The sequence below is a fragment of the Deinococcus sp. HSC-46F16 genome (genome assembly GCF_024171495.1).
Classification (GTDB): Bacteria; Deinococcota; Deinococci; order Deinococcales; family Deinococcaceae; genus Deinococcus.
This window is the reverse complement of sequence record NZ_JALJZW010000001.1, coordinates 1025001-1038201: the sequence shown is the minus strand read 5'-3', so window position 1 is coordinate 1038201 and position 13201 is coordinate 1025001. Positions and strand designations below refer to the sequence as shown.

14 protein-coding genes (1 of these 14 running past the window's edge) are annotated in these 13201 nt (G+C 69.6%); 8 read left to right on the top strand and 6 right to left on the bottom strand.

Annotated features, from left to right (window positions below; all coding sequences use genetic code 11):
- Positions 1 to 44: 44 nt before the first annotated feature.
- Positions 45 to 800 (top strand): alpha/beta hydrolase, encoded by a 756-nt coding sequence (locus L1280_RS05200; RefSeq protein WP_253581026.1) that lies wholly within the window; start codon positions 45 to 47, stop codon positions 798 to 800.
- 46 nt (positions 801 to 846) lie between these two features.
- On the opposite strand, the gene L1280_RS05195 is transcribed toward L1280_RS05200, so the two are convergent.
- The 5 genes from L1280_RS05195 to L1280_RS05175 all read right to left on the bottom strand — a co-directional run bounded on the left by L1280_RS05195 (position 847) and on the right by L1280_RS05175 (position 5496).
- The gene (locus tag L1280_RS05195) at positions 847 to 1602 is read right to left on the bottom strand and encodes an ABC transporter ATP-binding protein (protein WP_253581025.1); all 756 of its coding nucleotides are present in this window, start codon (positions 1600 to 1602) and stop codon (positions 847 to 849) included.
- Positions 1599 to 2375: an ABC transporter ATP-binding protein gene (locus L1280_RS05190; protein WP_253581024.1), complete on the bottom strand. Its 777-nt coding sequence runs from the start codon at positions 2373 to 2375 to the stop codon at positions 1599 to 1601. The genes L1280_RS05195 and L1280_RS05190 overlap by 4 nt, the downstream gene beginning before the upstream one ends.
- Positions 2372 to 3349: a branched-chain amino acid ABC transporter permease gene (locus tag L1280_RS05185; RefSeq protein WP_253581023.1), complete on the bottom strand. Its 978-nt coding sequence runs from the start codon at positions 3347 to 3349 to the stop codon at positions 2372 to 2374. Before L1280_RS05185 ends, L1280_RS05190 begins: the two co-directional genes overlap by 4 nt.
- Positions 3346 to 4206, bottom strand: coding sequence for a branched-chain amino acid ABC transporter permease (locus L1280_RS05180; RefSeq protein WP_253581022.1), 861 nt, complete (start codon positions 4204 to 4206; stop codon positions 3346 to 3348). The genes L1280_RS05185 and L1280_RS05180 overlap by 4 nt, the downstream gene beginning before the upstream one ends.
- Positions 4207 to 4335: 129 nt before the next feature.
- Positions 4336 to 5496, bottom strand: coding sequence for an amino acid ABC transporter substrate-binding protein (locus L1280_RS05175; RefSeq protein WP_253581021.1), 1161 nt, complete (start codon positions 5494 to 5496; stop codon positions 4336 to 4338).
- A gap of 108 nt (positions 5497 to 5604) precedes the next feature.
- Here L1280_RS05175 and L1280_RS05170 point away from each other — a divergent pair, with 108 nt between their 5' ends.
- The 5 genes from L1280_RS05170 (at position 5605) to L1280_RS05150 (ending at position 9008) form a co-directional block, all read left to right on the top strand.
- A complete protein-coding gene (locus tag L1280_RS05170; protein ID WP_253581020.1) occupies positions 5605 to 6678 on the top strand; it encodes an alpha/beta fold hydrolase in 1074 nt (357 codons plus the stop codon).
- On the top strand, positions 6671 to 7384 hold the full coding sequence (locus L1280_RS05165; RefSeq protein ID WP_253581019.1) for an alpha/beta fold hydrolase: 714 nt from the start codon (positions 6671 to 6673) through the stop codon (positions 7382 to 7384). The genes L1280_RS05170 and L1280_RS05165 overlap by 8 nt, the downstream gene beginning before the upstream one ends.
- A 17-nt stretch (positions 7385 to 7401) precedes the next feature.
- Positions 7402 to 8097, top strand: a complete 696-nt coding sequence (locus tag L1280_RS05160) for a CoA transferase subunit A (RefSeq protein WP_253581018.1) — start codon at positions 7402 to 7404, stop codon at positions 8095 to 8097.
- The gene (locus L1280_RS05155; RefSeq protein WP_253581017.1) at positions 8097 to 8726 is read left to right on the top strand and encodes a CoA transferase subunit B; all 630 of its coding nucleotides are present in this window, start codon (positions 8097 to 8099) and stop codon (positions 8724 to 8726) included. Before L1280_RS05160 ends, L1280_RS05155 begins: the two co-directional genes overlap by 1 nt.
- 66 nt (positions 8727 to 8792) lie before the next feature.
- On the top strand, positions 8793 to 9008 hold the full coding sequence (locus L1280_RS05150; protein WP_253581016.1) for a hypothetical protein: 216 nt from the start codon (positions 8793 to 8795) through the stop codon (positions 9006 to 9008).
- A 1-nt stretch (position 9009) separates the two neighbouring features.
- Here the strand turns inward: L1280_RS05150 and L1280_RS05145 are convergent, their stop codons facing one another.
- Positions 9010 to 10365: a cytochrome P450 gene (locus L1280_RS05145; RefSeq protein ID WP_253581015.1), complete on the bottom strand. Its 1356-nt coding sequence runs from the start codon at positions 10363 to 10365 to the stop codon at positions 9010 to 9012.
- Positions 10366 to 10472: 107 nt separating this feature from the next.
- Here L1280_RS05145 and L1280_RS05140 point away from each other — a divergent pair, with 107 nt between their 5' ends.
- Together L1280_RS05140 and L1280_RS05135 are read left to right on the top strand one after the other, a co-directional pair.
- Positions 10473 to 12143 carry an acyl-CoA carboxylase subunit beta gene (locus tag L1280_RS05140; protein WP_253581014.1) on the top strand — a complete coding sequence of 557 codons (1671 nt, stop codon included), beginning with the start codon at positions 10473 to 10475 and terminating at the stop codon, positions 12141 to 12143.
- A gap of 239 nt (positions 12144 to 12382) precedes the next feature.
- Positions 12383 to 13201, top strand: the 5' portion of a protein-coding gene (locus L1280_RS05135) for an acyl-CoA dehydrogenase family protein (RefSeq protein WP_253581013.1). 384 nt of this gene lie beyond the right edge of the window; the window shows 819 of its 1203 coding nt (coding positions 1–819); its start codon is at positions 12383 to 12385; the stop codon falls past the right edge of the window.

Below are 13201 nucleotides of genomic sequence, written 5' to 3'. Positions count from 1 at the left end.
CTAGCAGGGGCAGGAGGGCACCCCGCTCTGCCATCATCGGGCGCATGGAACAGTTCGCGCAGTTCGTGGTGGGCGGCCAGCGGGTTTACGGAATGCTGCACGTCCCCGAGGAACACAGCCTGGGGGGCGGACGCCCGGCGCAGGGCTGGCCCAGCGTGGTGATGCTGCACGGTTTTACCGGCAACCGGGCCGGGGACCACCGCCTGCTGCCGCTGTTCTCGCGGTACCTGGCGGCGCGGGGGGTGGCCTCGCTGCGCTTCGACTTCCGGGGCAGTGGCGAGTCGGAGGGAGACTTCTCCGAGATGACGGTCACCCGCGAGGTGGAGGACACGGAGGCCGCCTTCGGGTACGTGCGCGGCCTCCCCATGCTCGACTCCGAGCGGGTGATGCTCCTCGGCTTCAGCATGGGCGGCCTCGTCGCGGCCCTCGCCGCCGAGCGGGTGTGGCCCCACCGCCTCGCGCTGTGGGCACCCGCGCTGCCGGAGCTGTGGCTGGGCTTCTTGCGCGGCGGATACGCCCCCCCGGTCATCCGCGACTACGGCGGCTGGCCGCTGGGCCGCGAGTTCCTGCTGGAGATGCCCCGCGTACGGCCCCTGGAGGCCGCCGCCCGCTGGGGAGGGGTGGCCCGCGTCTTCCACGGCGACGCCGACACGGTCTGCCCGCCCGCCTTCGGGGTGCGCTACGCCCAGGCCCTCGGCTGCGATGCGGTGGCGATTCCCGGTGCCAACCACACCTTCGACTCGCTGGACGCGGTGGAGATGCTCTACCGGGAAACGGGAGGGTTCTTGACGGGGGGATAGGGAAGAGGGCCGGGAGATGATCCCCGGCCCCTTGTCTCCCAGCTCCCTACAGCGCCAGATACGCCTCCCGCACCGCCGGGTCCGCGAGCAACTCCGCCCCGCTCCCCTCCTTCACGACCTGCCCGTTTTCCAGCACGTAGGCCCGGTGCGCGAGCTTGAGGCTCAGGCCCACGTTCTGCTCGACGAGCAGCACCGTCACGCCCTGCTCATTGACAGCCTTGAGCGCCTCGAACACCGTCTGGGTCATCAGCGGCGAGAGGCCCAGCGAGGGTTCGTCCACCACCAGCACGCTGGGGCGGCTCATCAGTGCCCGGCCCACCGCGACCATCTGCTGCTCGCCGCCCGAGAGCGTTCCGGCGAGCTGCCCCGCCCGTTCGCTGAGGCGCGGGAACAGGTCGTAGACGTGCGCCAGCGTCTGCGCCTGCACCGCCCGCGCTTCCGGCCGCATCGCCGCGCCGAGTTCGAGGTTCTCGCGCACGGTCATCAGCGGGAAGAGTTCGCGGCCTTCCGGGACGTGCCCCAGCCCCAGCCCCACGATCTGCGAGGGCGCGGCGCGGGTGATGTCCCGCCCGCCCAGCGTGATGCGCCCTGCCGAGGGTTTGACGACTCCGCTCACGGCCCGCAGCGTGGTCGTCTTGCCCGCCCCGTTCGCCCCGATCATGGCGACGAATTCGCCGGGAGCCACCCGCAGGCTCACGTCCCACAGCACCTGCACCTTGCCGTATCCGGCGGCGAGGTTCTCGATCACCAGTTCCTGGCCCTGGGTGCGGCTCGCGGCCGGATTCATCTGTGTCGCCGTCATGCGTGAAGTCCTTCCTCGGTGCCCAGGTATGCGGCAACCACCTGCGGGTTGGCCGTGACCTCGCGGTAGGTGCCCTCGGCGAGCACCTGTCCCTGGTCCATCACAACGACCCGGTCGGCCAGGTCACGCACCACCGGCATGATGTGTTCGATAAACAGCACGCTGACCCCGCTGTCGCGCACGCTGCGGACGAGCCCCACGGCCTCCTGCGCCTCCCCCGGCCGCAGCCCGGCCATCACCTCGTCCAGCAGCAGCACGCGCGGCTGCGTGGCGAGGGCACGGGCGACCTCCAACCGCTTGTCTTGCAGCAGGGTCAGCTCGTGGGCCTCCTTGTCGGCGTGGGCGGCGAGGCCGGTGCGTTCCAGCAGGTCGTAAGCCCGCTCGCGCGCCTGTGGCAGCGTCATCCCGCGCTTGCCGAACAGTGCCCCCACCGTCACGTTCTCGTGGACAGTCATCTCCGGAAAGGGCCGCACGATCTGGAAGGCCCGCCCCAGCCCCGCGTGGCACCGCGCCTCCATCGGTTCGGCGGTCACGTCGCGCCCCAGCAGGTGCAGCCGCCCCGAAGTCGGCCGGTACACGCCCGAGAGCAGGTTCAGCAGCGTGGTCTTGCCCGCCCCGTTCGGCCCGATCACCGCCAGAATCTCGCCGTCGTACTGGCTGAAACTGACGTTCTGCACCGCCAGGAGCCCCCCGAACCGCTTGCTGAGCCCTTCGGCCCGCAGCACCACGTCACCCTGACCCACCGCTGAAGGCTGCACACCCACCGCCGTCATACGTCCCCCCCATGCTTGCCCCGCTTGAACAGGCCCATCAGGCCGCGCGGCAACCACAGGATGCTCAGCATCAGCACCAGCCCGTACACGACGAGGTAGCCGTTCTTGATGGAGTTGTGCAGGATTTCCTCGGCCACGCGCAGCACCGTCGCTCCCAGAATCGGTCCCAGCGTGGTGTACAGCCCCCCGAAGATGGAGGTTGTCAGCGGCGCGATGGAGTTGGCGAGGCTGAAGGTCTCCAGCGGGTTGATGAAAAAGGTCTTGCCCGCGTACAGCACCCCGCCCAGCGCAGCCAGGAACGACGAGATGAAAAAGGCCAGCAGCTTGTACTTCACCACGCTGACCCCCAGCACCCGCGCGGTTTCCTCGCCCTGCCGGATGGCGGCGAAGGCATGGTGCAGGCGCGAGCGCCGAATGGCGAGGCTCACGAGCGCGGTGAACAGCAGGATGCCGAACGCGAGGAAGTACTGTGCCCGCGCGTTCCCGCCCAGCAGCGCCGGAACCAGCAGGCCGTTCGCGCCGCCTACGGTGGCTTCCGGCAGGTTCTGGATGATCGTCCGCACGACCTCCGTGAAGGCGAGCGTGGCGATGGCGAAGTACATCCCGCTCAGGCGCATGGTCACGGCGCCCAGAATCAGCGAGATCAGCCCGGCGATCAGCGCGGCGACCGGCATCGCCAGGAACCAGGGCATGACCTTGCCGAGCAGCGCGAAGCCGTAGGCCCCCAGCCCGTAGAAGGCGGCGTGCGCGAGGCTCACCTGCCCGCTCCGCGCCAGGATGTCCCACGACAGCGCGAGCACCCCGGCCACCAGCGTGAAGAAGGCGATCTGGAGCAGGTACTCGGCCCGCTCGCCCAGCGGCAGGAACGGGAACACCAGCGCCAGGAGGAAGAACAGGCCCAGCGGCACCAGCGCCCGCAGCGGCACGTCGGGACGGCGCACCACGGCGCGGCCCCCGTCCATCGCCCGGCTCATCTGGCCCCCCGATAGGAGCGGTAGACCAGCGTGGCGAAGATCAGCAGAAAGAACACCGCGTCACTCCATCCCCCGCCGCCCGGCACGTAAGTCTGCACCAGCGCCTCCGACACGCCCAGCACCACCGACGCCCACAGCACGCCCGTCAGGTTGCCCAGCCCCGCCATCACGATGATCGCGAAGGCCTTGAGGGCGAACACCAGCCCCACCGTGGGCGAGGCGAACAGCAGCACCGCGACCAGCACGCCCGCAATGGCCGCCAGCGCACAGCTCACCCCGAAGGCGATCAGGTACACCCGGTCCACGTTGATCCCGATCAGTTGCGACCCCCGGCGGTTCTGCGCCACCGCCCGCATCTGGCGGCCCAGGGTGGTGCGGTACAGCACCCCGTACAGCGCCCCCAGAATCAGCACCGCGAACCCGAAGGCGATGGCCTTGGGACCGCCCACGCTGAGTTCGCCGATGGAGAGGCTGCTACCCTGGTACCCGGTCGTCACCGTGCGGGTGTTGCCCCCCAGGCAGATCAGCGCGAGGTTTTGCAGCAAGATGCCCAGCCCGAAGGTCAGGAGCATCTGGTTGAGTTCGGGGGCCAGCAGCACGTGCCGGATGCTGACCCGGTAGGTCAGCGCACCGACGCCGAAGACGGCGAGCGCGGCGAAGGGCAGCGAGATCAGGGGGTCCACGCCGAGGTAGGTGCTCAGCGCCCAGGCGAGAAAGGCCCCGATCATCAGGAACTCGCCGTGCGCGAAGTTCACGATGCCCACCACGCCGACCGCCAGCGCCAGCCCCGACGCGACGAGCGCGTAGATGCCGCTTTGCAGCAGACCGTTGAGCAGGGTTTGTAAAAAGAGTTCCATACAGGCTCCGTAGGGGAGAGGGAAGGGAGGGGGCAAAAGGGGAGCCGCCCCGGTGGTGGCGGGCGGCCCTGGCGGGGGAGTCGGTGGCCGGGCTCTAGATCAGAGGGCCAACCACGGACCCCGTCCGGCTCACTTGCCCCAGACCGTCGTCTTCTTGGCGAACTTCAGCGGGTAGACGGGCGCACGGTCGTCGCCGAGGTACTGGAAGCTCAGCCAGCTTCCGGCCTTGAAGCCCTGGTAGCGGGTCTTGTTGCTCCTCGTGAAGGTCAGCGGGCCGAAGGGCGTCTGGGTGTTCGTCGCTGCGAGCGCGGCAGCCACCTTGTCCTTGTCGGTGCTGCCCGCCTTGTTGATGGCGGCGGCCAGCGTCTTGAGGTTCACGTAGGCCAGCGGCGCGAAGTATTCCTCGGTCACGTTACCGAACTTCTTGCGGTAGGCGTTGACAAAAGCGCGGCTCTGCGCGTTCGGGCTGGTCGGCAGCCACAGGCTCAGGCCCGCCACGTTGTCGGCCAGCCGGTTTTTCTCGAAGCCGACGGGCCAAGAGGGGGGCGTGCCGTAGATCAGGCCCACGCTCAGGTTCTGCTGCTTGATTTCGGTCGCCAGCGGCAGGGCGTCGGTGTCGTAGCCCACCCAGTAGAAGATGTCGGGGCGGGCGGCCTTCGCCTTGGAGACGATCGGCCCGAAGTTGCCGCTGCCCGTCTTGAACTTCTCGGTCATCACGACGTTGAAGCCCGCCTTCTTGAAGGCTGCCACCGTGTCGTTGATGCCCGCCGACCCGAAGGGGCCGTCCTCGTAGGCGATGGCGATGTTGCGGGCCTTTTTCGTCACGCGCAGGTGCTTGAAGTAGTCGAGGATCGCCTCGAAGTTGTAGTAGCTCCAGGGGTGGTAGTGGAAGAAGTACTTGTGGTCCGCAAAGGCGTCCTCGACGGGCACCGCCGCCGCGCCGATCCACGCCATGAAGGTGTTGTACTGCTTGGCCGGACCCGAGATCGCGATGGACGTGGCGCTGCTGACCCCGCCCACCATGAAGTCCACCTTCTCCACAGTCACCAGCTTGACGAACTCCGGGACCGCCTTGGCCGGGGAAGAGCCGTCGTCCGCGAATTCCAGTTCCAGAGGGCGCCCCAGCACCCCGCCTGCCTTGTTGATCTCCTCCAGCGCCAGCAGGTAGCCGTTGCGGGCCGCCTGCCCCGACACGCTCCCCGCTCCCGAGAGGGGAAGCAACGCGCCGACCTTCACCGCGCCCGCGCCGGACAGCGCGAGCAGTACGCCCGTCAGAAGCATCTTTTTCATGTTCCAGGGGAGTGTAGCCGGGCGCCGTCACGCCCGCGTTACAGCCGGGGAGCCGCGCGTAGGAGTGTGACCGCCCCGTAACGTCTTCCCCCTACCCTCGGAGGCGACATGCGACAAGGTGAGGACAGGGAGGGCGCGGCGTTCACGCTGGAGGTGGACGCCGCGCTCGGGGGGGTGAAGGTCCCGGTGCGCCTGGGCGGGCGCACGTGGGGCCAGCCCACGGAGGCGCGGGACAACGCCGTGCTGGTGTGCCATTACTACACGGGCACCGCGCAGGCAGCGGGCGAGACGGAGGACGGCACGCCCGGCTGGTGGGCACCCCTGATCGGGCCGGGGCGGGCGGTGGACACGGACCGCTATTTCGTGGTGGCGCTGAACACACCGTCGAACGTACAGGTCCACGACCCGGCCGTCGTGACCACCGGCCCCGACACCCCGCACCCCGACGGGCAGCCCTGGGGCGGACGCTTTCCGGCGTGGGACTTCGCCGACCTGCACGCGCTCCAGCTTGAACTGCTGCGGCAGCTCGGCCTGGAGCGTTGGCACGCGGTGATCGGCCCCAGCTTCGGGGGCATGCAGGCCCTCCAGTGGGCGGCCCGTACACCGGACCTCGCCCCCCGTGTGGCGGCGGTGGCGACCAGCCCGTGTGCGGGGCCAGTGCTGCGGCACGCCTTCGGGCCGCTGCTGCGCGACGTGGCCCCGGCCGGCGGGCTGGCGGGGGCGCTGCGCCTGATCTCCTTCTTCGGGATGGGGGCCGACGGGCTGGAGGCGGCCTTCCGGGACACCGACTTTGGGGACTACCTGCGCTCGCGCTCGGGCACGGCCAGCCTCGCGCACATCCTCGACATCGCGCGGGTGGTGCAGACGCACGACCTGCACGCGGTCGCCCCCCGCCCCGAGCTGTTCACCCGCTGGCGGGACGCGGGAGTGCGCCTGCTGACTGTGAACATCCGGGGCGACCAATTCTTTCCCGCCCATGAGATGCGGGCCTTCGCGGACGCGAGCCGCGCGGCGGGCGTGGCGCACACCCACTTCGACTACGACTCAGACTGGGGACACCTCGGCTGCGTGCAGGACACGGCGGCCCTTGCGGGGCTGCTGCGCGGGCTGTTGGACGACACGCTGCCCGCCGCCGTCCCACCCCCTGACCTCGCGGGCGCGGGGGAGGTGCCCCATGCCTGAGCGCACGCTGGTCGCCCTGCACGGCAATTTCGCCTCCTCCGCGTGGTGGGCCGACCTGCTCGCCGCTCCGCCCCAGGGCTGGCGCGTCCTTGCCCCCGACCTCCCCGGTTTTGCGGGCACGGCTCATGAGGGCGAGGTCGCCATCGCCGCCTACGCCAACTGGCTGGAGGGCTGGCTGACCGCTCAGGGCGTGACCCGCCCAGTGCTGCTGGGGCACTCGCTGGGGGGGGCGGTCGTGCTGGAAGCGGCGGCCCGTCGCCCCGACGCCTACGCCGGATTGGTCCTGGCGGCGTCGGCTCCCCTGACTGGCCTGGTCACCCCCGAGGAGAATTACCCCGTGCTGGACCTGCTGCGCGGCAATGCGGGGTTGCGCGAGATGAGCCTGGGGGCGCTCTTCCCATCGCGCCGCCCCGACAACTTCGCCACGCTGCTGGACCACGCGGGCCAGATGGCGCCGAGCCACTACAGCGGCAACGCCCGCGCCCTGGCCGCGTGGAGCGTGGAGCCGGGGCGCCTCGCCGGGCTGCCCGTGCTGGTGCTGGGGGGCGAGCTGGACGCGCTGGTCACGCCGGAACTGGTGCGGGCACAGGCCGCCGCGCTGGCGACGGACGCGACCGTGCTGCCCGGCGTCGGCCACGGCTTCCCGCAGGAGGACCCCGCCACCTTCCGTGCCCTGCTGGAAAAGTTCCTCAATACACTGTCCTGATTTACCCTGGAGCCGACATGAACAAGGTCTACCCGAGCGCCCGTGAGGCGCTGCAAGATGTGGTCGCGGACGGCCAGACCGTCGCCGTGGGGGGCTTCGGTCTCTGCGGGATTCCCGAGCAACTGATCCTCGCACTGCGCGACAGTGGGGCGAAGGACCTCACCGCCGTGAGCAACAACGCGGGCGTGGACGGCTGGGGCCTGGGGCTGCTGCTCCAGACCCGGCAGATTCGCAAGATGATCTCCTCCTACGTGGGCGAGAACAAGGAATTCGAGCGCCAGTACCTCGCCGGAGAGCTGGAGCTGGAATTCACCCCCCAGGGCACCCTCGCCGAGCGGATGCGGGCCGGGGGCGCGGGGATTCCCGGCTTCTACACCAGGACGGGCGTGGGCACCGTCGTCGCGGACGGCAAGGAGCACAAGGACTTCGACGGCGAGACCTACATCCTCGAACGCGGCATCCGCGCCGACCTCGCGCTCGTCAAGGCGTGGAAGGCCGATAAATCCGGCAACCTCGTCTACCGCAAGACCGCGCAGAACTTCAACCCGATGGCCGCGACCTGTGGGCGCGTGACGGTCGCCGAGGTCGAGGAGATCGTGGAGGTGGGCCAGCTCGACCCCGACGAGATCGACACCCCCGGCATCTACGTGCAGCGCGTGGTTTTGAACCCTGAGCCCGAAAAGCGAATTGAGCAGCGGACGGTGAGGAACTGATGCCCTGGACCCGGGACGAAATGGCGGCCCGCGCCGCCCGCGAACTCAGTGACGGCTACTACGTGAACCTCGGCATCGGCCTGCCCACCCTGGTCGCCAACCACATCCCCGAAGGCGTCAGCGTGATGCTGCAATCCGAAAACGGCCTGCTCGGCATCGGCCCCTTTCCCACCGAGGACGAGGTGGACCCCGACCTGATCAACGCGGGCAAGCAGACGGTGACGGCGCTGCCGGGCGCGAGTTTCTTTTCCAGCGCCGACTCCTTCGCCATGATCCGGGGCGGGCACGTCAACCTCGCCATTCTGGGCGCGATGCAGGTGTCCGAGCGGGGCGACCTCGCCAACTGGATGATTCCCGGCAAGATGGTCAAGGGGATGGGCGGCGCGATGGACCTCGTGGCGGGCGTGCAGCGCGTGGTCGTGCTGATGGAGCACGTGGCGAAGGGGGACGCGCACAAGATTCTCCCCGAATGCACCCTGCCGCTGACCGGCAAGGGCGTGGTGGACCGCATCATCACCGACCTCGGTGTGCTGGACGTGACGCCGGAGGGCCTGAGGCTGGTCGAACTCGCCCCAGGTGTGACGCTGGACGAGCTGCGGGCGAAGACGGGCGCTCCGATTCACGGGTAGGGGAGAGCAGGCGGGCTGGGCGCTTTTGCGGGGGCGTCCGGCCCTCGTCTGGTTTAGCCTTCGCCCATGCCCCGGCTCCTGCTGCGCGTTCTCCTCGGGCTGGCCCTCCTGGCGCTCATCGCGTGCGTGTTCTCAGGTTTGGTGGCTTTCAGCCTGGGCTTTGGCCCCGATGCACCCCTTCCGCGCGAGGCTGCCACGGTGCTGCTCGTCTGGGCAGGTGCCGGGGCGCTGGGGTCGGGACCGGGCGCGTGGTGGTTGGGCCAGAAACTGAATCACGCCTGACCTACTCCTGAACCGCTGACACCGCCCGCACCCGGCCCCGCACCGCCCCATCCGGCTTGAGGGTCACGCCCGCGACCAGCCCGGTCGGCCCGCCCCCCGGCACCTCCAGATCAAAGTCGCGCAGCACCAGCGCCGCGATCAGCCCCGCCTCCATCAGCGCGAGGTGGTTGCCGATGCACATCCGCGCTCCCGCGCCAAAGGGCAGGAACGCCTCGGGCGTGCGGCCCCCATCCAGCCAGCGCTCCGGGCGGAAGGCGTCTGGCTGCGGCCAGTAACGGGCGTTGCGCTGAATCAGGAAGATGTTCACGCTGACATTGCCGCCCTGGGGCACGTCTACCCCCGCCACCGTGACCGGGGCGGTCGCCTGCCGGGGAACCAGCCACGCCGGGGGGTAGAGGCGCAACGTCTCCTGAATGCAGGCGTTGAGCAGCGGCAGCCCCCGCAGGTCGGCGGCGGTGGGCGTGCGGTCTCCCAGGGCCGCCCGCACCTCGGCCTGGACCCCGGCGCGGACCTCGGGGTGGCGCGACAGGCTCAGGAACAGGAAGGTCAGCAGCGTGGCGGTCGTCTCATGCCCGGCCAGGAAGAGGGTCATCACCTCGTCGCGCAGCTCGGCGTCGGTCAGGCCACCCCTGCCGTCCTCGTCCCGTGCGGCGAGCAGCATGCCCAGCAGGTCCCCGCCGCGCTCCCCGGAGGCCCGGCGTTCGCGGAGAATGCGGTGAACGATGGCGTCCAGGGCCTCTCCAGCAGCCTGCTCGCGGCGGCGGGCGGGGGTAGGCAGGTCCCAGTCCACCAGCGAGCGGATGCGGGCCGAGGTCCGTTCCAGCAGGGGCGGCAGCTCGCGCTCCACCACTGCCAGCTCGCGGTCATCGAGCGCGGTGCCGAACAGCACGGCGGCCACCGCCCGCAGGGTCACGTGCAGCATCTCGGAGCCCACGTCCACCTCCGCGCCGGAGCGGGCCGCCTCCTCCAGCCGGGCCATCAGCGGCGCCACCGCCCCCACGATGTCCCCGGCCATGCCCTCCAGCGCCGCGCGGTGAAAGGCGGGCTGCATCAGGCGGCGGTGCGAGCGCCACGTCTCGCCCTCGGCGGTCAGCAGGCCGCTGCCCAGAAACGGCTCCATCTTCTGAATGCCGCGCCCCTTGCGGAAGCTCGCGGCCTTCGTGACCAGCACCTCGCGGGCGGCGGCAGGCTCGGCCACCACCAGCACCTCGTTCCGCCCGAATCGAATGGGGAACACGTCCCCGTAGGCCGCCCGCGCGTGGCGCAGGAACCCCAGGGCGTCGCGCCGCAGCTCGGGCAGATGCCCTAGCAAGGAGTGGGGCCGAGGACCGGCGGGCCGGGGAAGGGTGGCGGTCATGGGGGCAGTATGCGCCCGCTCGCCGGGGCTGGCTGGGCCGTGTTGGCTAGGAAGGCCGGACGCGCTGCCCCGCCCCCAAACGGCCGTTTGTTAGACTGCCGGGGCAGATGACCCAACCTGACACCCGCGCTCCGGCGCCCCCCACCCCGCAGGGAGCCTGGGCCGAGGCCCTCGCCCGCCTCGCCGCCGACCAGCAGCAGGTCCGCGCGGGCGGTGGCCCCAAGGCCCAGCAGCGTCAGCACGAGAAAAACCGCCTGACCGCCCGCGAACGCATCGCCCGACTGGTAGACGAGGGCACGCCCTTTGACGAACTGATGACCTTTGCCGGATACGGCATGTACGAGGAGGTCGGCGGCTGTCCCAGCGGGGGCACCGTGACGGGCATCGGCACCATTCAGGGCCGTCCCTGGATGATCATCGCCAACGACGCCACCGTGAAGGCGGGCGCGTTCTTTCCCATCACGGCCAAAAAGGTCATCCGGGCGCAGACCATCGCGCTGGAAAATGCCCTCCCCGTCGTCTACCTCGTGGACTCGGCGGGCGTGTACCTGCCCATGCAGGACGAGATTTTCCCCGATCAGGACGACTTCGGGCGGGTCTTCTACCTGAATGCCCGCATGAGTGCCAAGGGGATTCCACAGATCGCCGCGATCATGGGCAACTGCGTGGCAGGGGGGGCGTACCTGCCCGTCATGTGCGACACGCTGATCATGACGGAAGGCTCGGGCCTCTACCTCGCCGGCCCCGCGCTCGTGAAGGCGGCCATCGGGCAGGTCGTGGACTCCGAGGACCTCGGCGGGGCCGACATGCACGCCTCCATCGCCGGAACGGTGGACTACAAGGAACCCAACGACGACGCGGCGCTCGCACGAATCCGCGCTCTGGCCGACCTGTACGCGCAGGGCGACCCGGCCCCCTTTGCCCGCCGCCGCAAGGACGTGGTGCCCGCCCTGGGGCGCGACCTCACCGAGCTGGTGGGCTTCGACGGCTCCAAGACCTACGACGTGCGCGACCTGATCACGTCCATCGTGGACGGCGGGGAGTTTCACGAGTTCAAGCCCGAGTACGGCGAAACCATCGTGTGCGGCTTTGCGCGGGTGGGCGGCTTCCCGGTGGGCTTTGTCGCCAACCAGCGCACCGTGATCAAGAAGAAGCTCAAGTCGGGCGGCGAACCCGGCCTGCGCACCCGCATCGAGGTCGGCGGCGTGATCTACGGCGACTCGGCCGACAAGGCGGCCCGCTTTATCCTCGACGCGAACCAGGCGGGGGTGCCGCTGGTGTTCCTCTCGGACGTGACCGGCTTTATGGTGGGCCGCGACTCCGAGCAGGAAGGCATCATCCGCCGGGGCGCGAAGCTGGTGAACGCCGTGTCCAACAGCGTCGTTCCCAAAATCACCATCATCACGGGCGGCTCGTTCGGGGCCGGGAACTACGCGATGAACGGCAAGGCCTATGCGCCCCGCTTCCTCTTCGCGTGGCCCAGCGCCAAGTACGCCGTGATGAGCGGCAACGCGGCGGCCAAGACGCTGCTCGACATCCAGCTCGCGGCCCTGAAGCGCTCCGGCCACCAGCCCGACGACGAGGAGTTGCAGCGCCTCTACGACGAGGTGAAGGCCAAGTACGACACCGAACTCGACCCCCGCTACGCCGCTGCCCGCCTGTGGGTGGACGAGATCATCCCGCCGCAGGGCACCCGTGACCGCCTGATTCGCGCTCTGGAAGCCTGCGCCCAGAATCCGGCACAGGAAGAATTTAAGGTGGGCGTGTTTCAGGTTTGAGCCGTTTCTCCCTCTCCCCCCGTGGGACTCGCAGAGCTGCTTGCAGAGAGGGCCTTGCGAAGCAAGGGGTGAGGGGGCGTGTGACCAGCTCAGAAGTCGGCAAGACGCCCTCCCACCCAACCAAGCCGCGCCTGGGGGGTGACGGTTCACCCCCTCTGCTCCGCAGCTCTACGAGTCCCAGCCTCCCCCCTCAAGGGGGAGGAGCAGAAGAAGCCAGCACTCCTTTGGAGGTTTCACCCATGACCAGCACCCTCGACCGCCCCGTCAACCCCAACACCGCGCCCCTCAACGACGACCAGCGCACCATCGTCTCGGCCCTCAAGAGCTTCCTGAAGACCCGTGTGGAGCCCGGCGCCGCCGAACGCGACCAGACCGGCGAGTTTCCGTTCGAGATCGTGAAGGAACTGGGCGAGATGGGCATCATGGGTGCCCAGACGCCCGAAGAGTACGGCGGCTCGGGCCTCGATACGGCCACCTTTGCCATGATCATCGAGGAGATCGCGGCGGTGGACGGCTCGCTGTGCCTGACCGTCGCCTCGCACAACTCGCTGTGCCAGGGGCACATCCTCATCGGCGGGACCGAGGCGCAAAAGCAGAAGTTCCTGCCTGACCTCGCCTCCGCGAAGAAGCTGGGGGCCTGGGGCCTGACCGAACCCGGCAGCGGCTCGGACAGCGGCGGCATGGTGTCCAACGCCAAGGAGCAGCCCGACGGGTCGTGGATTCTCAGCGGCTCCAAGAACTTCATCACCCAGGGCAGCGTGGGCGGCACCTACGTGATCCTGGCCCGCACCGACGCGCCGCGCCCCGGCAAGGGCAAGAACGACGGCATCTCCGCCTTCGTCTTCAACCGCGACGAGGTGCAGGGCTTTTCCATCGGGCGCAAGGAGGACAAGCTGGGCCTGCGCTCCAGCGACACCGCGCAGCTCATCTTCGAGGACATCCACCTTCCCGCTGACGCCCTGCTGGGCGAGCGCGGCAACGCCTTCAAGGACGTGATGAAGGTGCTCGACGGTGGCCGCGTGGGCATCGCCGCGATGGGGCTGGGTCTGGGCCGCGCC